Source organism: Pseudomonas sp. AFG_SD02_1510_Pfu_092 (assembly GCF_003331055.1).
GTDB lineage: Bacteria > Pseudomonadota > Gammaproteobacteria > Pseudomonadales > Pseudomonadaceae > Aquipseudomonas.
Genome location: NZ_PUQD01000006.1, coordinates 1 through 23,243 on the forward strand (window position 1 = coordinate 1; position 23,243 = coordinate 23,243).

Annotated in this window: 17 protein-coding genes; 7 read left to right on the plus strand and 10 right to left on the minus strand. The window is 64.9% G+C overall.

Annotated elements, in window-relative coordinates:
* Positions 1-74: 74 nt before the first annotated feature.
* From C6A77_RS04345 to C6A77_RS04355, 3 genes are all read right to left on the minus strand, one after another.
* On the minus strand, positions 75-1,034 hold the full coding sequence (locus tag C6A77_RS04345; protein WP_114168178.1) for a hypothetical protein: 960 nt from the start codon (positions 1,032-1,034) through the stop codon (positions 75-77).
* 122 nt (positions 1,035-1,156) lie between these two features.
* On the minus strand, positions 1,157-2,062 hold the full coding sequence (locus tag C6A77_RS04350; RefSeq protein ID WP_114168179.1) for a LysR family transcriptional regulator: 906 nt from the start codon (positions 2,060-2,062) through the stop codon (positions 1,157-1,159).
* 74 nt (positions 2,063-2,136) lie between these two features.
* Entirely contained in the window at positions 2,137-5,064 is a 2,928-nt protein-coding gene (locus C6A77_RS04355) for an aminotransferase (protein ID WP_114168180.1), read from the minus strand.
* A 241-nt stretch (positions 5,065-5,305) separates the two neighbouring features.
* Here C6A77_RS04355 and C6A77_RS04360 point away from each other — a divergent pair, with 241 nt between their 5' ends.
* From C6A77_RS04360 to C6A77_RS04375, 4 genes are all read left to right on the plus strand, one after another.
* Positions 5,306-7,435 (plus strand): TonB-dependent siderophore receptor, encoded by a 2,130-nt coding sequence (locus C6A77_RS04360; protein WP_241507388.1) that lies wholly within the window; start codon positions 5,306-5,308, stop codon positions 7,433-7,435.
* A gap of 169 nt (positions 7,436-7,604) precedes the next feature.
* A complete protein-coding gene (locus C6A77_RS04365; protein WP_114168182.1) occupies positions 7,605-9,386 on the plus strand; it encodes a GGDEF and EAL domain-containing protein in 1,782 nt (593 codons plus the stop codon).
* Between the two features lie 38 nt (positions 9,387-9,424).
* The gene (locus tag C6A77_RS26070; RefSeq protein ID WP_114168183.1) at positions 9,425-10,537 is read left to right on the plus strand and encodes a PAS domain-containing methyl-accepting chemotaxis protein; all 1,113 of its coding nucleotides are present in this window, start codon (positions 9,425-9,427) and stop codon (positions 10,535-10,537) included.
* An 87-nt stretch (positions 10,538-10,624) separates the two neighbouring features.
* Positions 10,625-11,050: a hypothetical protein gene (locus tag C6A77_RS04375; RefSeq protein ID WP_114168184.1), complete on the plus strand. Its 426-nt coding sequence runs from the start codon at positions 10,625-10,627 to the stop codon at positions 11,048-11,050.
* A gap of 113 nt (positions 11,051-11,163) precedes the next feature.
* On the opposite strand, the gene C6A77_RS04380 is transcribed toward C6A77_RS04375, so the two are convergent.
* The 7 genes from C6A77_RS04380 to gloB all read right to left on the minus strand — a co-directional run bounded on the left by C6A77_RS04380 (position 11,164) and on the right by gloB (position 21,075).
* Complete coding sequence (locus C6A77_RS04380) at positions 11,164-12,783, minus strand: ABC transporter ATP-binding protein (protein WP_114168185.1); 1,620 nt, start codon at positions 12,781-12,783, stop codon at positions 11,164-11,166.
* A gap of 1 nt (position 12,784) precedes the next feature.
* Positions 12,785-13,804 (minus strand): ABC transporter permease, encoded by a 1,020-nt coding sequence (locus C6A77_RS04385; protein WP_114168186.1) that lies wholly within the window; start codon positions 13,802-13,804, stop codon positions 12,785-12,787.
* A gap of 1 nt (position 13,805) precedes the next feature.
* Positions 13,806-14,879: a microcin C ABC transporter permease YejB gene (locus tag C6A77_RS04390; RefSeq protein WP_016488245.1), complete on the minus strand. Its 1,074-nt coding sequence runs from the start codon at positions 14,877-14,879 to the stop codon at positions 13,806-13,808.
* 1 nt (position 14,880) lies between these two features.
* The gene (locus tag C6A77_RS04395; RefSeq protein WP_114168187.1) at positions 14,881-16,716 is read right to left on the minus strand and encodes an extracellular solute-binding protein; all 1,836 of its coding nucleotides are present in this window, start codon (positions 16,714-16,716) and stop codon (positions 14,881-14,883) included.
* Positions 16,713-18,542 (minus strand): extracellular solute-binding protein, encoded by a 1,830-nt coding sequence (locus tag C6A77_RS04400; protein WP_206605915.1) that lies wholly within the window; start codon positions 18,540-18,542, stop codon positions 16,713-16,715. The genes C6A77_RS04395 and C6A77_RS04400 overlap by 4 nt, the downstream gene beginning before the upstream one ends.
* Positions 18,543-18,764: 222 nt before the next feature.
* Positions 18,765-20,195, minus strand: coding sequence for a lytic transglycosylase domain-containing protein (locus C6A77_RS04405; protein ID WP_114168189.1), 1,431 nt, complete (start codon positions 20,193-20,195; stop codon positions 18,765-18,767).
* Positions 20,196-20,295: 100 nt separating this feature from the next.
* A complete protein-coding gene (gene gloB / locus C6A77_RS04410; protein ID WP_114168190.1) occupies positions 20,296-21,075 on the minus strand; it encodes a hydroxyacylglutathione hydrolase in 780 nt (259 codons plus the stop codon).
* 85 nt (positions 21,076-21,160) lie between these two features.
* On the opposite strand from gloB, the gene C6A77_RS04415 reads away from it, so the two are divergent.
* Genes C6A77_RS04415 through dnaQ form a run of 3 tightly spaced genes read left to right on the plus strand, consistent with a single transcriptional unit; the run spans position 21,161 to position 23,207 of the window.
* A complete protein-coding gene (locus tag C6A77_RS04415; protein WP_114168191.1) occupies positions 21,161-21,934 on the plus strand; it encodes a methyltransferase domain-containing protein in 774 nt (257 codons plus the stop codon).
* 13 nt (positions 21,935-21,947) lie between these two features.
* On the plus strand, positions 21,948-22,394 hold the full coding sequence (rnhA, locus tag C6A77_RS04420) for a ribonuclease HI (protein WP_114168192.1): 447 nt from the start codon (positions 21,948-21,950) through the stop codon (positions 22,392-22,394).
* Between the two features lie 30 nt (positions 22,395-22,424).
* Entirely contained in the window at positions 22,425-23,207 is a 783-nt protein-coding gene (gene dnaQ / locus C6A77_RS04425; RefSeq protein ID WP_114168193.1) for a DNA polymerase III subunit epsilon, read from the plus strand.
* Positions 23,208-23,243: the final 36 nt, after the last annotated feature.

The window sequence follows — 23,243 nt, forward strand, 5'->3', positions numbered from 1 at the left end:
CCCGCAGGCGTTGCAGCTGCCGTAGGTGTTGGGGATTTCTTCCTGCATGGCGAGGCGGATGGCTTTGCTGATGCTCATGAGTAGCGCCTCGCCTGCGGCAGCGTGGCGACGATCTGCGACCAGGCGCGGTCGTCGTAGCGGGCGAAGCGCTCCGCCAGGCGTTGCTCACCGGCAGCTGCCATCTGCACATCGTCACGAATGCCCGGGTGCTGCAGGAGCAGCGGATGGATCATGGCCATGTGCAGGCACATGCAGTGGATATCGGCACGGTCGCGCAGGCCCTGCCTGAAGGCCTCGAGCATGAGGTTCATGGCGTGGCTGGGCGCGTCCTCCGGCAAGCCGGATGAGCCGGCATGGTGCCAGGGCGCGTAGGCAGGCTGTGCGGCATTCAGACGACGCCAGGCACTGAGCAATTGAACGATCTGAGGGGCGACATGCTGCGTCGCCCTTGCCGCCTCGGAGACGAACAGTTCGCCAGCCAGGGGTTGTCGCTCGAACAGCTTGCAACTGCCATGACCATCGGGATGCAGCCAGCTTCGAACTGGCCCGAGGACCGCGCCGGCGTGCTTCAGGGTTACGCGCAGCAACGCCAGCCGCACGGGTTCGAACCAGGCGGTGATCCCGTGTGGGTGGGGTTGATGCAACACATGGCATTGCTGGTGGAGGTGCCTGGCGATGACATCGGCGGGTTGCTCGCTGAGCAGCCAGCCGCACACGTAGTGCCAGCTGGCTGTGCACTCACGTGCGGCGCAGGTCGCACTCAATGCGACAACGGCCATGGGCGCAGCGCCGGGGCTGGCCAGCCGCACCAGTGCTGGCCAGCGCTCCGGGTCCTGCACCAGCCCGCTGCAGTCGACGCGCGTTACGGCATCACTGCCCAGCGTTTCGGTGAGCGCCGCCAGGCTCAGCGGGTGCTCGGGCGGGCAGCCGGCGAACGGGGCCAGCAGCAGGTAAAGCGCCTCTTCTGCCTGGCGGTGCCGGTTGGCAAAGTGTTCGACCGATTGCACATAGCCCTGCGCGGACTGGCTCGACATGAGAAGTTCCTTTTCTTCTGAATGGCGAGCAGAACGCTATCGAGGAATCAATGCTGTAGGGAGTTATCGGCTTCCTAACCGGTTGTAGGACTTTTCGCTTTCGGACGGGGCGGTCGTATCGCTCAGGACCTCGGCGATTCTGTTTCGAAGCATTGGCGCATCACCTCCAGATAACGCCGCGCACCCAACCCCAACGGCCGCGACTTGATCCAGATGATGTCGACCCACAGGCGCAGGCGGCTGGCCATGTTGTCGAAGCGCACCTCGGCCAGCGCGCCTGAGGCAATCAGCGGCTCGACCAATGGCTGCGGCAGGTAGGCCCAGCCCAGCCCGGACTGCACCAGGTCCAGCGTGGCCAGGTAGCTGTCGGTCAGCCAGATGCGCCGCGACAGCACCATGCGCGGGTCCGAGCCGGTGGCCTTGCCCGAGGCGACGATGATCTGCCGTTGTTCGGCGAACGCCTCTTCGGGCAACGGCGCGCCACCGTTCTGCCCGGCGGGATGGCGTGGTGAGGCCACCGCCACCAGCAACTGGCTGCCGGCTTCGAGGAATGACTCGCGTTCATCGATGCCGGGCCGTTCGAACACCAGCGCCAACTGCACACTGCCGTCGTGGAGCAGGCGGATGGCTTCGGTCTGGGTGGCCGAGCGCACCTCGATTTCCAGGCTGGGAAATTCCTGGGCGAGGGTTTCCAGTGGTTGGCTCCAGCGGCCGGTCTGTAGTTCCGGGGCCATGGCGATGGTCAGGCGCTTTTCCAGGCCCTGGTGCAACTGCAGGGCCTGGGCGTCGAGCAGGTTGAGCTGGCAGATCACCTGCCTGGCCTGCGGCTCCAGGGCCAGGGCGGCGCTGGTGGGCAAGGCTTTGCGCGTGGCCCGGTCGAACAGCGCCAGGTCGAGCTCCGCCTCCAGCTGGGCGATGGCCATGCTCACCGCCGAAGGCACACGCCCCAACTTGCGCGCGGCGGCAGAGAACGAGCCGGCCTCCAGCACCGCGAGGAAGATTGCCAGGGAGTCGCTGGAAAAGGCCATTGTCAGTAAACCTGATGACGGGGAAGCGTAGTGGCCGAAAAGTATGAACACTCCCCGGCCAACTGCGCAATGCCCTACAGGCCCTCGGCGAGCACCCGGTCGATGCTGTCGACGAAGTAATCGACGCTGGCCCGGCTGGTGCACATCGGTGGCTTGATCTTGAGGATGTTCAGATAATCACCGGTCGGCTGCATGAAGATGCCCAACTCACGCAGGCGGTCGCACAGGGCCATGGTCTCCTCGCTGGCCGGTTCCAGGGTTTCGCGGTCGCGTACCAGTTCCAGCCCCAGGTAGAAGCCCGAACCATGCGCCGCGCCGGCCAGCGGGTGCTTGTCGACCAGCGCTTGCAGGCGCGCCTTGAAATAGCGCCCGGTGTCGCGGGCGTTGTCCCACAGGCCTTCTTCCTGCATCACATCCAACACCGCCATGCCGATGCGGCAACTGACCGGGCTGCCACCGGCCGACGAGAAGAAGTAGCCCTCGGCTTCCAGCGCTTCGGCGATTTCGCGGCGGGTGATGACCACGCCCAGCGGCTGGCCGTTGCCCATGCCCTTGGCCATGGTGATGATGTCAGGCACCACGCCCTGTTCCTCGAAGCCCCAGAAGTACTCGCCGAGGCGGCCATAACCGACCTGCACCTCGTCGGCGATGCACACCCCGCCACGGGCACGGACCTTGGCATAGGCCTCGCGCAGGTAACCGGCCGGCAACGCGATACCCCCGGCGTTGCCGTACACCGGCTCGCAGATGATCCCCGCCAGCTGGCGGCCACGGGCGTCGAGATCGGCCAGCTTGGCATCGACGTCGCGCAGGTAGTCGCTGGCGCTGTCGGCGCCACGGAAACGACCACGGAAGGTGTTCGGCGCCTCGACCGGGTGCACCCAGTCCGGGCGGGTTTCCAGGGCTTGCGGGTTGTCGGCGATCGAGGTGGAAATGGCATCGGTGGCCACCGACCAACCGTGGTAGGCCTCCAGCACGCTGAGCAGGTCGCGCCCTCCGCTGTAGGCCCACGCCAGGCGAATGGCCAGGTCATTGGCCTCGGTCCCGCTGTTGACCATGAACACCCGGTCGAAGCCTGCGGGCGCCAGCGCCAGCAGGCGTTCGGAAAACTCGGTGATGGCCGCGTAATGGAAGCGCGAGTTGGTATTGAGCAGCGACCATTGCCGCGCCGACTCGGCGACCATGCGCGGGTGCCCGTGGCCCAGTACCGCGACGTTGTTGAGCATGTCCAGGTACGAGCGGCCCTGCATGTCGATCAGGTAGTTGCGCCAGCCGCGTTCGATGTGCGGTGGTTGCGCGTAGTAGTGCTTCTGCGAGCGGGCGAAGCTGGCGTCGCGACGGGCCAGCAGGGCCTGCGGATCGGGCAGCGGCTCGGCATCGCAATCGAAGCCCAGCAGCGCAGCGGGTGACGGGCACAGGGCGAGCCAGGCGCCAGCGTGCGAAGGGGTGGCGAAGAACGGCGGCTGGATGCCGCTGTCCAGGCACAGTTGCACGCTGAGGAAGCCGCAACTGGTGCCCAGCGCCTGGCCTTTTTCCACCACCTGTCCATTTGCAGGCGCGTCTTCCAGGCCCTGCAGCCACAAGGCCCAGTGCGCGCTGCGCAGGCAGCCGCGACCGTCGCCATGACGCTGCCAGGTGCCGGCTTGCGGCGCTTGCACCAGGCTGCCGTTGGGCACATGCAGCTCGACGCCAAGCGCGCAGGTGGCGGGCTCCTCGGGGCGGTCGATATGGGTCTGCGACAGGCGGTACTGCCCATGCAGGCTGCACGCCGGGGCCGGCTGGGTGCTCAGCAGTTGCTGGTCGAAACCGGGGCGTTCCCAGTTGCCCCCTTCGCAATGCACGCTGAGCACGCCCAGGTCGACCCGGGTGACGGCCTGCCCGTGCAGCTCGGGAAGCAGCGGCGCGCATGCGCTCAGTTGCGGCGTGGTCGGCGACAGGCCGGCGGCCTGCAGGATCGCCGCTTGCATCAGGGCGAATGGCACGGCGTTGGCGGTGTCGAAGATTTCCCATTCGTGGGCGACGTTGGCGCGAGTGTACTGGTTGCCCGGGGCCACCGCGAGTTGCTGCGCGCTGCTCAGCACCAGCACGGCGGCGCGGTTGAGCACCAGTGGCCACAGGGCGCGCAGTTCGGCCTCGGTCAGCGGGTTGAGCGCCTGGTAGGCAGTGATCGCCGGCAGGATGCGCAACGGGTCGCCCTCGGCGTGGTGCAGCAACGCCGCGCAGGTCACCGACAGGTCGGCGATGCGCCAGGTGCGCACCAGGTCACCGAAATCGATCACCCCTTGCAGCTGCCACTGGCGTGCGTCGTTACGGGCCCACACGGTGTTGTCGTCGGTGATGTCCAGGTGCACGGCCTGGCTTGGCAGCTGATCGACCAGCGGCGCCAGGTGTTCGGCGGCAACGCGGGCGGCCTGTTCGATGCGGCTGCGCTGCTCGGCCTGCGGCAGCACCGGTAGCAGGTGCTGGATCAGCATCTGGGCGTGTTGCGGGTCCCATTGCAAGGTACGCGCAAGGCCTGGGTGGTCGAACCCGAGCAAGGCGCTGTCGAGCCGGGCACAGAGCCGGCCCATTTCGGCCATCAGCTGCGCCGGCAGGTGTGCGAGTCGGGTCAGCGGTTGGCCGTCGATGTACTCGAGCAGGCGCACGCGCAAGGGTTGGTCATCGATGTCCACGGCCAGCAAGGTTTCGCCAGCGTGCGCCGCTTGCACGGCGGGCACCGGCAAACCGTGCGCACGCAGGTAGGCGAGGGCAGCATGCTGCGCCTCCAGTTCGACCTGGGCGTAGCTGCCGTGGCAGGCCTTGAGCACGAACTGCCCGTGTGCCGAATCGACATGGAAGTTCTGGTCCTGCTGGCTGCCCAGCGTCGACAGTGCCCCGGTCAGGCCGTAATGGCGCTGCAGCAGGGCGTGTGCCTGGGCTTCGCTGAGCTCGGGGCTGGGCAGGCTGGCGCGTTGGATCAGCTGGTCGAGGGCAGGGGAGGCGGAATGTTGTTGGCTGGACATGGGCTCTACCGTTGATGCCGGGGGTGACAGCAGCGACTGTATGCGCGGTCTGGCTGATGATGAAAGACGATCGTGATCAGAATTCTTGATGATGGCTAGAGCAGGGCATTAGCTTGATGCCTTTCTTTGATAAGCGTTACCATTTGCATTCTCGAGTTTACGCGCTGTCAGGACTTAGCCAATGCCCTCCCGTTTTCCCTCACGCCCCGCATTACTGGCGATCTGCTGTTCCGTACCGCTGATGGCGCAGGCTGCCGAGCCGATCCAGCTGGAAGCCACCGACATCAGCGCCGACACCCTGCAAGCGCAGCCTGGCGCGTTGCCAGAAGCCTTCGCCGGTGGCCAGGTCGCCCGCGGCGGGCAGATGGGTGTGCTGGGCAATCAGGACTACATGGATGTGCCCTTCACCCTGACCAGTTACACCGCCAAGGTGATCGAGGACCAGCAGGCCGAGGACATCGGCGATGTGCTCGCCAACGACCCCTCGGTGCGTGAATCCTTCGGCTTCGGCAACCAGTCCAAGGTCTTTGTGATCCGTGGCCTGCCGCTGGCGGGTGACGACATTTCCTTCAACGGTTTGTATGGCCTGCTGCCGCGGCAGATCATGTCCACCGACGGCGTCGAACGGGTCGAGGTATTCAAGGGGCCCAATGCCTTTCTCAACGGGGTGAGCCCGACCGGTACCGGCCTGGGCGGCAACGTCAACCTGCAGCCCAAGCGCGCCGGCGATGTGCCGACCCGCCGCTACACCCAGGACATCAGCGCCGATGGCCGGGTTGGCGAGCACCTGGACATCGGCCAGCGCTTCGGTGAGGACAATCGCTTCGGTGCACGCCTGAACCTCAGCCAGCGCGAAGGCGAAACCGCCGTCGATGACCAGGACCAGCGCAGCAAACTGTTCACCGCAGGCCTGGATTACCGTGGCGACGCCTTCCGCGTCTCGACCGACATCGGCTACCAGAAGCAGCGCATCAACCACCTGCGCAACTCGGTGCGCCTGGGCAGCACCACGACCAAGGCCCCTACCGCGCCGGATGCCAGCCACAACTATGGCCAGAGCTGGAGCTACAGCGAGTCGGAGGATACCTTCGGCATGGTCCGGGGCGAATGGGACCTGAGCGACAACTGGACCGCCTACCTGGCCGGCGGCGCCCGCCACAGCCGCGAGCACGGCACCTACGGCACGCCGGTGCTGGTCGGCAACAGTGGTGCGGCGACGATGACCCCTTCCGACATCGTCCACGGCGAGGACAACAGCAGTTTCAGTACCGGCCTGAATGGCCGCTTGCAGACCGGGCCGGTCAGCCACCAGATCGCCGTCGGTGCCAACACCCTGTGGGCCCAGGTGAGGAACGCCTACACCTTCTATTCGCCGATCAGCACCAATATCTACGACACCGTGCAGCAGGCCAAGCCGGGCACGGTCAGCAGTTGGGGCGGTGATATGGGCGACCCGGGCGTGACCGGCAAGACCCGTGCCCGCAGCCTGGCGATCTCCGATACGCTGGGTATGTTCGACGATCGCCTGCTGCTGACCTATGGGGTGCGCCGCCAGCAACTGCGGGTGGAAAACTACTTCTACGACGGCACCGGGCCCGCCACGCCGGCCAGGCCAAGCAGGGATGGCAGCCGCAATGGCGAGCCGTATGACAAGGCGATCACCACGCCGGTATACGGCATCGTGTTCAAGGCCACCGACAGCATCTCGCTGTATGCCAACCGCATCGAAGGCCTGGCCCCAGGGGCTACGGCGCCCGCTACCGTCGTCAACGCCAGCCAGATGTTCCCGCCGGGCCGCACCAAGCAGCTCGAAGCCGGTATCAAGTTCGACCGGCAGACATTCGGCGCCAACCTGGCAGTGTTCCGCATCGAGAAACCGTCGGATGGCTACACCTTGAACAACGTCTTCATCCGCGACGGCGAACAGGTCAACAAAGGCCTGGAACTGAGCGTGTTCGGCGAGCCGGTCGAGGGCCTGCGGCTGATGGCCGGCGGCACGCGCATGACCTCGGAGCAGAAGAACACGGCCAACGGCAGCAACGATGGCAACCACGCCATCGGTGTGCCGACCTTCCAGCTCAATGCCAGCGTCGATTGGGATGTGCCGGGTGTGCCAGGGCTGGCGCTCAACGCCCGGATGCTGCGCACCGGTGGCCAGTTCGTCGATGCGGCGAACAACGTCAGCCTGCCGACATGGAACCGTTTCGATGCCGGTGCCCGTTACACGCTGAAGCTGGCCGAGAAGGACCTGACCTTGCGGGTGAACGTGGAAAACCTCACCGACAAGAACTACTGGGCTTCGGCCAACGGCGGCTACCTGACCCAAGGTGACCCGCGCCTGGTGAAGTTCTCCGGAACCATTGATTTCTGACGTCCGCGCCTGCGTAGCAGCTTTTCAGCAGCGATAGCAGCGCTGCTGCGCCACCGTCCGTCGTCACCTGTCATCAAAAGTTGTACAAAGATTTTGACTTGTACAGCTTTTGATGTAGCGTAGTGCCATTACTTCGCTACCGGGGTCCCATTGGGACAGGTGAATCGAGATGATGGTTGCACCCGTTCCGATCAATGAAAAAGAACGCCTGGCGAAAGTGGCCGAATGGTGCGTCATGCATCAGCAGCACAGCGGCGAACTGGCTGCGCTGGTGGACATGGCACGCAGCTTTTTCGCCGTGCCGGTCTGCCTGGTTTCGATCGTTGGCGAGTGCCAACAGTGGTTTTCCGCCAAGGCGGGGCTGGACCTCCAGGCGACGCCGCGAGATGTGTCGTTTTGTGCGCACACCATTCTCCAGGCGCAGCCGCTGGAGGTGCTGGACGCCACCTGTGACCCGCGTTTTGCCGACAACCCGCTGGTCACCGGTGAGCCTGGCATCCGCTATTACTGCGGGGCGCCGCTGCTGGTCGAGAACCGCATCGCCATTGGTAGCTTCTGCATCATCGATACCGTGCCACGGCCGCCGCTGGACCAGGCGCAACGCACCATGCTGATGGCGTTCGGTGAAATGGCGATGCAGATCATCGCCGGCATGCGCCGGAACAATTTTCACGATCAGGCGACCGGCCTGTTCAATCGGCTGAAGCTCGAGTGCGATGTCGCCGCCGGCCTGGAGCGTGGCCAGCCGCTGACCCTGCTGGCGGTGGACATCATGTCCGCCGAAGCGCTCAGCGGCATTATCCGCAGCCTGGGCTACAACTTCGCCCATGACCTGACCCTGCAGGCCAAGGCACGCATTGCCAGCCAGTTGGACAACGGCCTGTGTTTGTACAAGATCAGCCCGACCCGTTTCGCCGTATTGCTGGAAGATGCGGAAAATGTACTGCCTTTGTGCCAGCGCATCGTCGCCGCGCTGCAGGCGCCGGCGCAGTGCCACCAGATTCCGGTGCTGCTGGATGCGGGTATCGGCATTGCCCCTATCAGCCCGCAGGGCGAGGACCGCAACAGCCTCGAGTGGATGCGCCGCGCGGTCGCGGCCGCCGACACCGCCCGGCGCACGGCTGGCCGGCATGCCTGGTATCAACCCGAAGTGGACGCTGCCCAACGCCGCGCCTTCATGCTACTGGCCTCCCTGTCCCGGGCGCTGCACAGTGACGACGAACTGAGCCTGCACCTGCAACCACGCATCGAGCTGCCTTCGGGGCGTTGCCGCTCGGCGGAGGCGTTGCTGCGCTGGCAGCACCCGGTGCTGGGCGAGGTGTCGCCGGCGGAGTTCATCCCGCTGGCAGAAAAGACAGCGCTCATGGCCAACCTCAGCCTGTGGGTGATGCGCGCGGTGCTGCGCATTCTCGGTTGCACCCGGGGGCTGGATTTCAGCGTCAGCTTCAACGTCACCGCGCGCGATCTGGAAAGCGCGGGTTTCATGGACGCGCTGCTGCACGCCTTGCAGGAACAGGCCGTCGAGCCGCAGCGCGTGCAGCTCGAACTCACCGAAAGCGTGCTGATCGAGCAACCCGAAGAAGTGCAGCAGCAGCTGCTGCGCGCGCGACAGGCCGGCATCGTCATCGCCATCGACGATTTCGGCACCGGCTACAGCAACTGGGCTTACCTCACGCAAATCCCGGCCAGCATCGTCAAGCTCGACAAGTCGCTGGTCCATCGGGCTTCGTCCGGCGGGCGCGAAGCGCTGCTGGTGCAGTCGCTGGCAGGCCTTGCCAACGAGCTGGGTTACCGGGTGGCTGCCGAGGGTATCGAAACTGCCGAACAGCTGGTGCGCGTCTGCGCCTGGGGCTGCGTCGAAGCGCAGGGCTATTTCATCGCCAGGCCCATGCCGGCAGCCGCTTTCCGAGCGTGGTTCGACGACACCCAGCTGGCCGGTTCGGTTGCCTGATTTTTCCAACATGATGCATTACACCGCAGGTCTTGCCGATGTTTAACCGTCACCTCAAAGCTACGCTGGCAGCGCACCAGGCCGAAATCACTCAGCTTCGTCAGCGGCTGGCCGAAGTCGAACACGGCGCGATGCTGCGCCTGGACGGGCAGGGCCGTGCCGTCGAATGCACCGACGCCTTCGCCAAGGCGCTTGGGGTTGCCCCTGGCGATGTCGTCGGCAAGCCGCTGACGGACTGGCTGGCGGCGCCGGGCCAGGAAAGCCAGGCACTGCTCGATGCGTTGCTACGTTCCACTGCGATGATCCAGTTCGGCCTGGATGGCACCGTGCAAGCAGCCAATCCGGCGTTTCTCGCCGCCATGGGTTACCGGCTCGAGCAGGTGGCCGGCAAGCATCACCGCATCTTCTGTGACCCCAGCGAGGCAGCCAGTGCCGAATACGCGGCCTTCTGGCGCACCCTGAACGCGGGCCGCTACGTCACCGGCAGGTTCCGGCGCATCGACAGCCAAGGCCGCGAGGTCTGGCTGGAGGCCAGCTACAACCCGGTGCACGACGCCCAGGGCAAGCTGGTGAAGGTGGTCAAATTCGCCACGGTAGTCACCGCCCAGGTTCAGCGTGAAGAAGCGATAAGGCAGGCGGCCTGCATGGCGCTGGACGTTTCGCGGCGCACGGATGCCAGCGCCAGCGACGGTGTCACGGTGATGCAGGGGTTGCAGCAGGCCATGCACAACGTGGCGCACCAGTTGCACTCGGCCGGGGACACCATTGGCGCCCTGGGCCAGCAGTCGGCGGTGATCAGCACGATTGTGCAGACCATCGGTGCAATTGCGGCGCAGACCAATCTGCTGGCATTGAACGCTGCAATCGAAGCGGCTCGCGCTGGCGAGCAAGGGCGCGGCTTTGCCGTGGTGGCCGATGAAGTGCGCAAGCTGGCGGCGCGCACCAGCACGGCCACCGCCGAGATCGATGCGGTTGTCGCGCACAACCAGCTGCTTGCCAACCAGGCTGTCAGCGAGGTGGAGCGCAGCCGCCTGGAAGCTGCCGATGCCTTGCATTTCGCCACGCAGGCCAGTGACGCGATTGGCGGTATCCAGGCCGGAGCCAGGCAGGTCGTGGCTGCCGTCGGGCGGGTGAGCGAGGATTTGCGCTAGGGCGAAACGCATGCTGGCCGGCAGTTGACCTTCGAGCATACTCGACGCTTTAGCCTGCTGCCTTCGATGATCGGGAGGGCAGTGAACATGTGGAGTACAGCGCAGTATCGCAACCTGGTGCGGGCCAGCGGGCTTTATGACCTGGTTGTCACCCTCGGCTTTGCCGCACCCTGGAGCTTTGCCTTGCTGCATGAAGGGTTGAGCGGGCTGCATGGCGGGCTGGGCCTGGCCGGGGAGATTCCGCCGTTCGCGCCGGTGCACATGCTGATGGCCAACCTGATGGGGTCGATCGTGTGTGTCTGGGCGTGGTTGCGCATTCGCCATCCAGAGCAGCGTTTTGGCCGCTACGATGGGGCGGGGCGGGTGCTGTTTTCGGCGTGGATGCTGTATGCGTTGCTCAAGGGGGCGTCTGGTTTGCTCTGGGGCATGCTGTTGCTGGAGGTGCTGTGGGCCATGGCGCAACTGGCACCGGTTTTACGCGGCCGTGCTGCAAAAACTGCGGATGTTGTCTGAACTGCCGGGGCCTTGTGGGAGCGGCTTCAGCCGCGAACACCGGCGTAGCCGGTGCCATGCACCGCGTTGGCTTCTTCGCGGCTGAAGCCGCTCCCACAGGGTCGGTACAAACCTCAGACTTTGGTGGTAACCGCATCCACCTGCAGAAACGCCGCCTCCAGCAGCTGCCGGGTATACGGATGCTGCGGCGCATGGAAGATCATCTGTGCATCCCCCTGTTCCACCACCTGGCCATGCTTGATCACCATCAACTGATGGCTCAGCGCTTTGACCACCGCCAGGTCATGGCTGATGAACAGATACGTCAGGTTGTACTTCTGCTGCAGGTTGCGCAGCAACTCCACCACCTGGCGCTGCACGGTACGGTCCAGCGCCGAGGTCGGCTCATCCAGCAGGATCAGTGCCGGCTTCAGTACCAGCGCCCGGGCAATCGCGATGCGCTGGCGCTGGCCACCGGAAAACTCGTGCGGGTAGCGATGCCGGGTGCGCGGGTCCAGCCCGACTTCCTCCAGCGCGGCAATGATCGCCGCTTGCTGTTCCTGTGCGCTGCCGATGCCGTGAATGCGCAACCCTTCGCCGACGATGTCCGCCACGCACATGCGCGGGCTCAGGCTGCCGAACGGGTCCTGGAATACCACCTGCATTTCCCGACGCAGCGGGCGCACGGCCTTCTGGTTCAAACCTTCCAGGTTCTGCCCATGGAAGCGGATGCCGCCCTGGCTGGCGATCAGCCGCAGAATCGCCAGCCCCAGCGTCGACTTGCCCGACCCGGACTCGCCGACAATCCCCAGCGTCTGCCCCTGCGGCAAGCTGAAGTTGACCCCGTCCACCGCCTTCACATGGTCGACCGTGCGCCGCAGCAGGCCTTTCTTGATCGGGAACCACACCTTGAGGTCATCCACCTCCAGCAACGGTGCGCCCACCGGGTTGTGCGCCGGCAACCCGCTAGGCTCGGCATTGATCAGCATCTGTGTGTAGTGGTGCTGCGGCGCGCTGAACAGCCTGGCGCATTCGGCCTGTTCGACAATCTGCCCGCGTTGCATCACACACACGCGGTGGGCGATTCGGCGCACCAGGTTGAGGTCGTGGCTGATCAGCAGCAGGGCCATGCCCAGGCGCGCCTGCAGTTCCTTGAGCAGGTCGAGAATCTTCAGCTGCACGGTCACATCCAGCGCCGTGGTCGGTTCATCGGCAATCAGCAGCTCCGGCTCGTTGGCCAAGGCCATGGCGATCATCACCCGCTGGCGCTGGCCGCCGGACAACTCGTGGGGCAGGGCCTTCAGGCGCTTGCGCGGCTCGGGAATGCCGACCATTTCCAGCAGCTCCAGCGTGCGCGCGGTCGCTGCCTTGCCGGTCAGGCCCTTGTGCAGCAGAAGGATTTCGTTGATCTGCTTTTCAATGCAATGCAACGGGTTCAGCGAGGTCATCGGCTCCTGGAAGATCATCGCGATGCGGTTACCGCGAATGCGCTGCAGGGTCTTCTCGTTCTGCTGCAGCAGGTCTTTACCTTGGTAGCCGATGCTGCCGCTGGGGTGGCGGGCCAACGGGTAGGGCAGCAGGCGCAGGATCGAGTGCGCGGTGACCGATTTGCCCGAGCCACTCTCGCCGACCAGGGCCAGTGTTTCGCCCTTGCGGATATCGAAGCTGATGCCGTCCACCACGCGGTTGACCTGGTCGCCGGTGACGAACTCCACCGCCAGGTCGCGTACTTCGATCAGGTTCTGTTCACTCATGTCACTTCCTCGGGTCGAAGGCATCGCGGGCGGATTCACCGATGAACACCAGCAGGCTCAGCATCAGCGCCAGCACGGCGAAGGCGCTGATGCCCAGCCAGGGCGCCTGCAGGTTCGACTTGCCCTGGGCCACCAGCTCGCCCAGCGAGGGTGCACCCGGCGGCAGGCCGAAGCCGAGGAAATCCAGTGCGGTCAGGGTGCCGATGGCGCCGGTAAGAATGAACGGCATGAAGGTCATGGTCGAGATCATGGCGTTGGGCAGGATGTGCCGGTACATGATCGCGCCGTTGCGCATGCCCAGGGCGCGGGCGGCACGCACGTACTCCAGGTTGCGCCCGCGCAGGAATTCGGCGCGCACCACATCCACCAGGCTCATCCACGAGAACAGCAGCATGATGCCCAGCAGCCACCAGAAGTTGGGCTGCACGAAACTGGCGAGAATGATCAGCAGGTACAGCACCGGCAGGCCGGACCAGATTTCCAGAAAGCGCTGCCCGGCCAGGTCGACCCAGCCGCCATAATAGCCCTGCAAGGCGCCGGCGAGCACGCCGACGACGGAACTGAGCAGGGTCAATGTGAGGGCGAACAGCACCGAGATGCGGAAGCCGTAGATCACCCGCGCCAACACATCGCGGCCCTGGTCGTCGGTGCCCAGCCAGTTGTCCGCCGAGGGTGGCGCCGGGGCGGGCACGCGCAGGTCGTAGTTGATGCTCTGGTAGCTGAACGGGATCGGCGCCCACAGCACGAAGCTGTGTTTTTTCTCCAGCAGTTCGCGGATGTACGGGCTCTTGTAATTGGCTTCCAGCGGGAACTCGCCACCGAAGGTGGTTTCCGCATAGCGTTTGAACGCCGGGAAGTACCACTGGCCGTCGTAACGCACGGCAATCGGCTTGTCGTTGGCGATCAGCTCGGCGCCCAGGCTCAGGCCGAACAGGATCAGGAACAGCCACAGCGACCACCAGCCACGGCGGTTGGCCTTGAAGCGCTCGAAGCGTCGGCGGTTGAGGGGGGAGAGGGCCATGTCAGTGCTCCCGGCTGGCGAAGTCGATACGTGGATCGACCAGGGTGTAGGTCAGGTCGCCGATCAGTTTCACCACCAGCCCCAGCAGGGTGAAGATGAACAGGGTGCCGAAGACCACCGGGTAGTCGCGGTTGATGGCCGCCTCGAAACTCATCAGACCGAGGCCGTCGAGGCTGAAGATCACCTCGATCAGCAACGAGCCGGTGAAGAAGATGCCGATGAATGCCGACGGGAAACCGGCGATCACCAGCAGCATGGCGTTGCGGAACACGTGGCCGTACAGCACCCGTGGCCGGCTCAGTCCCTTGGCCTTGGCGGTGACCACGTATTGCTTGTTGATCTCGTCGAGGAAGCTGTTCTTGGTCAGCAGGGTCATGGTGGCGAAGTTGCCGATGACCAGGGCGGTGATCGGCAGCACCAGGTGCCAGAAGTAGTCCAGCACCTTGCCGGTGGTGCTCAGCTCGTCGAAGTTGTTGGAGGTGAGGCCGCGCAGCGGGAACCAGTCGAAGTAGCTGCCGCCGGCGAACAGCACGATCAGCAGGATGGCGAACAGGAACGCCGGAATGGCATAGCCGACGATGATCGCCGAACTGGTCCAGACGTCGAAATGGCTGCCGTGGCGCACCGCCTTGGCGATGCCCAGCGGGATCGACACCAGGTACATGATCAGCGTGCTCCACAGCCCCAGCGAGATCGACACCGGCATCTTCTCGACGATCAGGTCGATGACCTTGGCATCGCGGAAGAAGCTGTCGCCGAAGTCCAGCCGGGCGTAGTTCTTGATCATGATCCACAGGCGCTCGGGCGGCGACTTGTCGAAGCCATACATGCGCTCGATTTCGGCGATCAGCGCCGGGTCCAGGCCCTGGGCGCCACGGTAGTTGGAGCCGGCTACCGACACTTCGGCACCGCCACCGGCAATGCGGCTGGTGGCGCCTTCGAAACCTTCGAGCTTGGCGATCATCTGCTCGACCGGGCCGCCGGGGGCGGCCTGGACGATGATGAAGTTGATGATCAGGATGCCGAACAGGGTCGGAATGATCAGCAGCAGGCGGCGCAGAATGTAGGCCAGCATGTTATTCGGCCTCGTCCGCAGGGGTTGCGCTGACGGCCGGGGTCACACCGGGCTTGATCCACCAGGTGTCGATACCGATGTCGTATTTGGGCGATACCTGCGGGTGGCCGATGTGGTTCCAGTAGGCCACGCGCCAGGTCTTGATGTGCCAGTTGGGGATCACGTAGTAGCCCCACAGCAGTACGCGGTCCAGGGCCCGGCAGTGATCGATCAGGCTCTGCCGCGAGTCGGCGTTGATCAGTTGATCGACCAGCTGGTCGATGGCCGGGTCGCGCAGGCCGATGAAGTTGCGGCTGCCGGGGTTGTCGGCGGCGGCGCTGGACCAGAACTCGCGTTGCTCGTTGCCCGGCGAGTTGGACTGCGGGTAGCCGCCGACGATCATGTCGTAGTCGCGCGAGCGCAGGCGGGTGATGTACTGGGAAACGTCGACCCGGCGAATGTTGAGGTCGATGCCGAGGTCGGCGAGGTTGCGCTTGAACGGCAGCAGGATGCGTTCGAATTCGGTCTGTGCCAGCAGGAACTCGATGCTCACCGGCTTGCCCTGGGCATCGACCATCTTGTCGTCGACGATTTTCCAGCCGGCTTCCTGCAGCAGCTTGTAGGCCTGGCGCTGTTGCTCGCGGATCATGCCGCTGCCGTCGCTGACCGGGTTGTGGAAGGCTTCGCTGAATACCTGCTCGGGGACTTTGCCACGCAGCGGTTCGAGAATCTTCAGCTCGCCGGGGCCGGGCAGGCCGCGGGCGGCCATTTCCGAGTTCTCGAAATAGCTGCCGGTGCGGGTGTAGGCGCCGTTGAACAGCTGCTTGTTGGTCCACTCGTAGTCCAGCAGCAGGCTCAGCGCCTTGCGCACGCGAATGTCCAGGAACAGCGGGCGGCGGATGTTGAAGATGAAGCCCTGCATGCCGGTAGGGTTGCCGTTGGGCAGCTCTTCCTTGATCAGCCGGCCTTCGCGCACGGCGGGCACGTTGTAGGCGGTCGCCCAGTTCTTCGCGCTGACTTCCAACGCATAGTCGAACGCCCCGGCCTTCAGCGCCTCGAGGGCGACGGTGGTGTCGCGGTAGGAGTCGAACGTCATGACGTCGAAATTGTAGAAGCCGCGGTTGATCGGCAGGTCCTTGGCCCAGTAGTCCTTGACCCGCTCGTAGCGCACCGAGCGCCCGGCTTTTACCTCGGCAACCCGGTATGGGCCGCTACCCAGCGGTATTTCCAGGTTGCCGCGGTTGAACTCGCGGTTTTCGTACCAGTGCTTGGGCAGTACCGGCAGTTGGCCGAGAATCAGTGGCAGCTCGCGGTTGTTCTTGTGCTTGAAGGTGAACAGCACCTTCAGCGGGCCTTCGGCGACCACTTCGGCGACGTCGGCGTAGTACTGGCGGTACAGCGGCGCACCGTCCTTGATCAGGGCGTTGAAGGTGAACACCACGTCCTCGGCGCGCATCGGCTGGCCGTCGTGGAAGCGTGCCTCGGGGCGCAGGTAGAAGCGCACCCAGCTGTTGTCCGGGGCCTTTTCGATCTGGCCGGCGACCAGGCCATACTCGGTGAACGGTTCGTCCTGGCTCTGGCGCATCAGGGTGTCGTAGATGATGCTGATGTTCTCGGCCGACACGCCCTTGTTGATGAACGGGTTGAGGCTGTCGAAGCCGCCGAAGCTGGACTGGCGGAAGGTGCCGCCCTTGGGCGCGTCGGGGTTGACGTAGGCGAAGTGCTTGAAGTCGGCAGGGTACTTGGGCGGCTCGTCGTAGAGGGTCAGCGCGTGTTGCGGTGCGGCCAGGGCGGGAAGGCTCAGGCAGGCGAGCAACAGGCTGCCGGCCAGCCGGCGCAGGCGATGCGTTGGCGTCATTGGGCTTGCTCCGAAGTCTTGATCCACCAGCTGTTCAGCCCGAGGGTGTAGGGCGGCGTGGTGACGAAGGCGAACCGGTTACGGTAGGCCAGGCGATGATTGTCGAGGTACCAGTTGGGGATCATGTAGTACTGCCATGAAAGCACCCGGTCGAGCGCGCGGGCAGCGGCGACCTGGTCATCGCGGGTGCGGGCGGCGAGCAGGGTGTCGAGCAGGTGGTCGACCACCGGGTCCTTGACCCCAGCATAGTTCTTGCTGCCCTTGGTTGCGGCCTGGCTGGAATGGAAATACAGCCACTGTTCGAGGCCGGGGCTCAGGGTCTGGTTAAGGGTCATCAGAATCATGTCGAAATCGAACTGGTCCAGGCGTTGTTTGTACTGGGCGCGGTCCACGGTACGCAAGCGCGCATCGATGCCGATGCTGGCCAGGTTTTCGACATAAGGTTGCAGAATGCGTTCGAGGTTGGGGTTGACCAGCAGCAGCTCCATGCGCAGCTGCTGGCCCTTGCTGTCGACCAGGCGCTGGCCGTTGAGCTTCCAGCCCGCCTCGCCGAGCAGGCCAAGGGCCTGGCGCAGGGTCTGGCGGCTGACGCCACGGCCATCGGTCTGGCTGACCTTGTAGGGTTCGCTGAACAGCCTGGCCGGCAACTGGTCGCGGAAGGGCGCCAGCAGCAGCCATTCCTTGCCGGTGGGCAGGCCGGTGGCGGCGAACTCGCTGTTGGGGTAATAGCTGCTCGAGCGGCGGTAGGCGCCGCTGAACAGGGCGCGGTTGGTCCACTCGAAGTCGAGCATCAGCCCCAGCGCCTGGCGTACCCGTGGGTCGCTGAAAGTCGCCCGCCGGCTGTTCATGAACAGCCCCTGGGTCTGCGTGGGGATACGGTGCGGGATCTGCGCCTTGATCACCTCGCCCCGGCGCACGGCCGGGAAGGTGTAGCCATTGGCCCAGTTCTTCGCCTGGTGCTCGATATAGATGTCGAACTCGCCGGCCTTGAACGCTTCGAAGGCCACCGTGGCGTCGCGGTAGAACTCGTATTCCACGCGGTCGAAGTTGTACTTGCCACGGTTTACCGCCAGGTCCTTGCCCCAGTAGTTGCTGACCCGTTCGAACACCAGCCGGCGCCCGGGCTGGACCTGGGTGATGCGGTAGGGGCCGCTGCCCAGCGGCGGCTCGAAGGTGGTGGCTTTGAAGTCGCGCTTTTGCCAGTAGTGCCTGGGCAGCACCGGCATTTCGCCCAGGCGCAGGATCAGCAGCGGGTTGCCGGCACGCTTGAACACGAAGCGGATGCGCAGCGGGCCGAGAATGTCCACCCGTTGCACTTCCTGCAGGTTGGTGCGGTAGATCGGGTGGCCGTCCTTGAGCAAGGTGCGGTAGGAGAACGCCACATCTGCCGAGGTGATCGGCTTGCCGTCATGCCAACGGGCTTCCGGGCGCAGGTTGAACACCACCCAGCTGCGGTCCTCGCTGTACTCCACCGAACGTGCGATCAGGCCGTAGCTGGAGGTCGGTTCGTCGCCGGACGGGTCGTACTGGCCGGTGCCGACCATCAGCGGCTCGTTCAGCTCGCTGATGCCGTATTGCTGGAAATTGGGCGTGGTGATCGGGCTCGACCCCTTGAAGGTGTAAGGGTTGAGGGTGTCGAAGGTGTCGAAGGCCATGGCCCGCAACGTGCCGCCCTTGGGCGCTTGCGGGTTGACCCAGTCGAAGTGGTTGAATGTGGCTGGGTACTTGAGCGTGCCGAACTGCGCGTATCCGTGGCTTTCGCTCACCATCGCGACTGCGGGAAAGCTCAAGGCCAGGCTGAGAGACAGCAGGAGGGGACGTATCAAGTCGGCATCCGATCCAGGGGCGTTGGGCTTTGATCGGGGTACAGTAACAGCTTGGTGGGGTTGGAAAAAGAGTCCGACCTTGAGGATTGCAAGGGGCTGCTTCGCAGCTCATCGCCGGCAAGCCAGCTCCCACAGGAACTGCATAGGACCTGAAGTCGATTGCGGTCGATGTGGGAGCGGGCGTGCCCGCGAATGGGCTGCAAGGCAGCCCCTGTCGCTACATCAATGCGAGAGGTAGACGGTCAGGGTCTGGCCCGGCTTGAGGGCGTGGCCGCTGCGTGGGTTCCAGCGCTTGAGGTGCTTCATTTCCACATTGAAGCGCTTGGCCACCAGGTACAGCGAATCACCTTTGCGCACCTTGTACTGCGTGGTGCGCTGCGCCGAGGCGGCGACCCGATTGCCGGCAGCGCTCGGCGCGCTGCCCCCGCGCAGCGCCAGGACCTGACCGGCGCGCACGCTGTTGCCGGAAAGGCGGTTCCAGCGTTTGATGTCCTTGACCGACACCCGGTTGGCCTTGGCGATGGCGCCCAGGTTGTCGCCGCGCTTGACCCGGTAGCTGCGCGCCGCCACCGGTGCCTTGGCTTCGGCCACGGCGCGGGCGAACACGGCCTTGTTCGGCTGCAGGCTGACCAGTTGCTCGGGCTTGAGGTTGGACAGGCTGTCGCTCAGCAGCTGCGCCTTGGCGGTCGGTACCAGCAACTGTTGCGGGCCATCCACGGTCATGCGCTTCTTGAATGCCGGGTTGAGCTGGATCAGCTCGTCTTCGTCGATGTTGGCGAAGGCCGCCACACGCGACAGGTCGAGGCGGTCGTTGATGGCCACCGCCTCGAAGTAGGGCTCGTTGGCGATCGGGTTCAGGTTCACGCCGTAGGCTTCCGGGGTCAGCACCACCTGCGACAGGGCCAGCAGCTTGGGCACGTAGTCACGGGTTTCCTGCGGCAGCGGCAGGTTCCAGTAGTCGGTGGGCAGGCCGAGCCGTTCGTTGCGCTCGATGGCGCGGCTGACCGTGCCTTCGCCGGCGTTGTAGGCGGCCAGGGCCAGCAGCCAGTCACCGTTGAACATGTCATGCAGGCGGCCGAGGTAGTCCAGCGCGGCGTTGGTCGAGGCGGTGACATCGCGACGGCCATCGTAGAAGTTGGTCTGGCGCAGGTTGAAGTGGCGGCCGGTGGACGGGATGAACTGCCACATGCCCGCAGCATGCGCGCGCGAGTAGGCCATCGGGTTGTAGGCGCTTTCGATCGCCGGCAGCAGCGCCAGCTCCAGCGGCATGTCGCGCTCTTCGAGGCGTTCGACGATGTAGTGCAGGTAGAGGCTGCCGCGTTCGCCGGCGCTTTCGATGAAGGTCGGGTTGCTGGCGAACCACAGCCGCTGCTGCTCGATGCGCGGGTTGACGTCGATGCTGTCCTGCAGAGCGAAGCCCTGGCGCATGCGCTCCCACACATCCTGCGGGGGCTGCTCGGCCGGTTTGACCAGCAGCGGCGCAGGCTTGTGCTTGAGCCGTGCCTGGTAGTTGTGCGCGCGAACGCTATCGGATTCGTCGAGCTGACGGGTGCTCTGGCAGCCCACCAGGGTGGCGGCCAGGGCCAGCGCACTGATTTGGGCCAGGCGCGTCAGGGCGACGGAATGAGAGGTTCTGCGGCTACGTGAAGACATCGGCTGAGACAGGTTTCCGGGCGAAAAATTTCGGCGATTCTAGAAACCGCTCCGGGCCTGGTCAACCTTTGACCATCGCTTGCGATATATCTTGAGGTTATCAGAAGCCGTCCTTCCAAGACCTCAAGGCAGCAAAAACAGCCACATGCGTGGGGTTTGAATGGCCCTTCCATTCGTCTGCTTTTTGTTTAACTAATGTTTCAGCGGTGCGCAGGAAGGGGTTGGTCAGGCGCTCCAGGCCAATCGTTGATGGCAAGCTGATGCGATTTTCCGCGCGCAAACGGCTAACGTCCTCGAACCGCTGGCGAATGTGCGAATTGCCCGGTTCCACCGCCTGGGCAAAGCGCAGGTTGCTGAGGGTGTATTCGTGCGCGCAGTACACCTCGGTCCGCTCTGGCAGCGCCGCCAGGCGCGCGAGGGCGGGCTGCATCTGCTCGGCAGTGCCCTCGAACATGCGCCCGCAACCGGCAGCGAACAGGGTGTCGCCACTGAACAGCAGCGGCGTCGTGGGCTGGTCGCTGAAAAAGGCAATATGCCCCAGGGTGTGGCCGGGCACGGCCAGCACCTGGAAGGTCACGCCGAGTACGCTCAGCTGGTCGCCTTCGTCCAGCGCCAGGTCGCGGCAGGGAATGCGTTCGCGGGCCGGGCCGCAGACCCGGGCGCCGGTCAGTTGCTTGAGCCGTTCCACCCCGCCGACATGGTCGTTATGGTGGTGGGTGATCAGGATGTCGCTCAGCACCCACTCGGGGTTTTCCGACAGCCAGCGCTCCACTGGGCCGGCGTCACCCGGGTCGACCACCGCGCAGCGGCGTTTGGCAGTATCCTGTAACAACCAGATGTAGTTGTCGGAGAAAGCGGGGAGAGCATCGATCTGTATCATGGTGCGGATCCGATTCGCCTAGCGTGGCACATGAGGGCATCTTAGCCGCGATGGCGCGGTGCGAGAACCTTCGAGGGAGAGCGCAATGACCGACCAAGCCTTTGCCCAGGCCGACCCGGACTGGGTCAAGCTGATCAGCCTGGCCCGTGAGTGGTTCAACGGCCCACTCGGCCAACTGATGCTCAAAGAAGAGCAAAAACTGCTGGAAGAAGAGCTCGGGCGCTTCTTCGGTGGTTACCTGGTGCACTACGGGCCCAGTGCCGAAGCACCGCCCAGCGCGCCGCAGGTGCAGCGCAACGTGCGCCTTGGCGCGCCGTTGCCGGGGGTGGAGATTGTCTGCGAAGAGCAGGCCTGGCCGCTGAGCGAGCATGCTGCCGATGTGGTGGTGCTGCAGCATGGCCTGGATTTCTGCCTGTCGCCCCATGGCCTGTTGCGCGAGGCTGCCGGAGCGGTACGCCCCGGCGGGCACTTGCTGATCGTCGGGATCAACCCGTGGAGCAGCTGGGGCATGCGCCACTTCTTCAGCCATGGCGCCTTGCGCAAGGCCCGCTGCATCTCGCCGTCACGGGTGGGCGACTGGCTCAACCTGCTGGGCTTCGCGCTGGAGAAACGCCGCTTCGGGTGCTATCGTCCGCCGCTTGCCTCGCCGGCCTGGCAGCAACGCCTGGCGGGCTGGGAACGGCTGGCCGGCGGCTGGCAGGGCTCCGGTGGCGGGGTATACCTGCTGGTGGCGCGCAAGATAATGGTCGGCCTGCGGCCGTTGCGCCCGGAGCGCCGCGAGCCGATGGGCAAGCTGCTGCCGCTGCCACTGGCCAAGGTCAACCGCACGGTGGCCAACCCGGACACCGAAAAGCACTGAACATGAGTGGTACATGAGCGAAAGCGTCGAGATGTTTACCGATGGTGCCTGCAAGGGCAACCCTGGCCCTGGTGGCTGGGGCGTCCTGATGATCTACAAGGGCGTCGAGAAGGAACTGTGGGGCGGCGAACGCGAAACCACCAACAACCGCATGGAACTGATGGCCGCGATCCAGGGGCTGATGGCGTTGAAGCGCGAATGCGAGGTGGTGCTGACCACCGACTCGCAGTACGTCATGAAGGGCATCAACGAATGGATGGTCAACTGGAAGAAGCGCGGCTGGAAAACCGCGGCCAAGGAGCCGGTGAAGAACGCCGACCTGTGGCAGCAGCTGGATGAGCAGGTCAACCGCCACAAGGTGACCTGGAAGTGGGTGCGCGGGCACATCGGCCACCCCGGCAACGAGCGCGCCGACCAGCTGGCCAACCGCGGGGTCGACGAGGTGCGCGCCAAGCGTTGAGCTGGGGTACAATCCCCGGCTTTGTAACTGATGCAAGTTGGAGCGCGCCGCGTGGAGCAGCAGCAACAAGATAGACGGTTCGTCATTCTCGATACCGAAACCACGGGTATGCCGGTCAGCGAAGGCCACCGGATCATCGAGATCGGCTGTGTCGAGGTGATTGGCCGGCGCCTGACCGGGCGGCACTTCCATGTCTACCTGCAGCCGGATCGCGAGAGTGACGAGGGCGCGATCAACGTCCACGGCATCACCGATGCCTTCCTGGTCGGCAAGCCACGCTTCGGCGATGTCGCCGAGGAATTCTTCGAGTTCATCCAGGGCGCCACGCTGGTCATCCACAACGCGGCGTTCGACGTTGGCTTCATCAACAACGAATTCGCCCTGCTCGGCCAGCACGACCGCGCGGACATCGCGCAGCATTGCACCATCCTCGACACCCTGCTGCTGGCGCGCGCGCGCCATCCGGGCCAGCGCAACAGCCTGGATGCGCTGTGCAAACGCTACGACATCGACAACTCGGGCCGTGAACTGCACGGCGCACTGCTCGACTCGGAACTGCTGGCTGACGTCTACCTGGCGATGACCGGTGGCCAGACCAGCCTGTCGCTGGCCGGGCATGGCGCGGATGCGGAGAATGAAGGGCAGGGTGCGGGCGGCAGCGAGATCCGCCGTATCAGCGGGCGTGCGCCCGGGCGGGTGATCATGGCCACTGCCCAGGAACTGGAGGCGCATGCCGAGCGCCTGGCGGCGATTGCCAAGTCGGCGGGCGGGCCGTCGATGTGGCAGGCTCTGACCGAGGCACCTGCTGGCTGATCTTTCGCCTGCTCTGGCCCTTTTGCGGGTGAACCC

Coding starts and splice junctions, on each gene's coding strand:
- dnaQ (WP_114168193.1), top strand. CDS start 22,425: ATGCAAGTTGGAGCGCGCCGCGTGGAGCAGCAGCAACAAGATAGACGG.
- rnhA (WP_114168192.1), top strand. CDS start 21,948: ATGAGCGAAAGCGTCGAGATGTTTACCGATGGTGCCTGCAAGGGCAAC.
- C6A77_RS04375 (WP_114168184.1), top strand. CDS start 10,625: ATGTGGAGTACAGCGCAGTATCGCAACCTGGTGCGGGCCAGCGGGCTT.
- C6A77_RS04355 (WP_114168180.1), bottom strand. CDS start 5,064: ATGTCCAGCCAACAACATTCCGCCTCCCCTGCCCTCGACCAGCTGATC.
- C6A77_RS04380 (WP_114168185.1), bottom strand. CDS start 12,783: ATGAGTGAACAGAACCTGATCGAAGTACGCGACCTGGCGGTGGAGTTC.
- C6A77_RS04345 (WP_114168178.1), bottom strand. CDS start 1,034: ATGTCGAGCCAGTCCGCGCAGGGCTATGTGCAATCGGTCGAACACTTT.
- C6A77_RS04405 (WP_114168189.1), bottom strand. CDS start 20,195: ATGTCTTCACGTAGCCGCAGAACCTCTCATTCCGTCGCCCTGACGCGC.
- gloB (WP_114168190.1), bottom strand. CDS start 21,075: ATGATACAGATCGATGCTCTCCCCGCTTTCTCCGACAACTACATCTGG.
- C6A77_RS04385 (WP_114168186.1), bottom strand. CDS start 13,804: ATGGCCCTCTCCCCCCTCAACCGCCGACGCTTCGAGCGCTTCAAGGCC.
- C6A77_RS04395 (WP_114168187.1), bottom strand. CDS start 16,716: ATGACGCCAACGCATCGCCTGCGCCGGCTGGCCGGCAGCCTGTTGCTC.
- C6A77_RS04350 (WP_114168179.1), bottom strand. CDS start 2,062: ATGGCCTTTTCCAGCGACTCCCTGGCAATCTTCCTCGCGGTGCTGGAG.
- C6A77_RS26070 (WP_114168183.1), top strand. CDS start 9,425: ATGTTTAACCGTCACCTCAAAGCTACGCTGGCAGCGCACCAGGCCGAA.
- C6A77_RS04415 (WP_114168191.1), top strand. CDS start 21,161: ATGACCGACCAAGCCTTTGCCCAGGCCGACCCGGACTGGGTCAAGCTG.
- C6A77_RS04365 (WP_114168182.1), top strand. CDS start 7,605: ATGATGGTTGCACCCGTTCCGATCAATGAAAAAGAACGCCTGGCGAAA.
- C6A77_RS04360 (WP_241507388.1), top strand. CDS start 5,306: ATGGCGCAGGCTGCCGAGCCGATCCAGCTGGAAGCCACCGACATCAGC.
- C6A77_RS04390 (WP_016488245.1), bottom strand. CDS start 14,879: ATGCTGGCCTACATTCTGCGCCGCCTGCTGCTGATCATTCCGACCCTG.